At 82.3% G+C, this 300-nt stretch carries 1 pseudogene; it reads left to right on the top strand.

The window, feature by feature from the left end:
* Positions 1 to 300 (top strand): annotated as a pseudogene (locus tag AOK15_RS48685) (DUF6777 domain-containing protein); the annotation flags it as partial.

Raw genomic sequence — 300 nt, 5'->3', positions numbered from 1 at the left:
CTCCGACCCCCTGTCCGGACCGTCGCAGCCCGGCCCGCCCTCCGGCCCGACGTGGCCCGGCGGCCAGGTGCCACCGGAACGCCCCGGCGACGCCTCGGGCCCCGGCGGAGCGGGAGGCGGCCCCGGCGGGACCGGTGGCGGTCCGGGAGGCCCAGGAGGACCGGGTGGTCCCGGCGGTCCCAGCGGCCCGGGCGGGAGCTCCGGCGACTCAGTGCCGGGGCCCGGCCAACCGGGGCACCCCTGGTGGCGGTCCGCTCCCCGCATCGCGCTCATCGCCACCGCGGCCGTCGTCGCCGTGGT

Origin of the sequence: Streptomyces ossamyceticus (assembly GCF_001418475.1) — a bacterium.
In the GTDB taxonomy this organism is placed as follows: domain Bacteria; phylum Actinomycetota; class Actinomycetes; order Streptomycetales; family Streptomycetaceae; genus Streptomyces; species Streptomyces ossamyceticus.
Note: the sequence above shows the minus strand (reverse complement) of the source record. Positions and strands in the feature narration are given on the sequence as shown.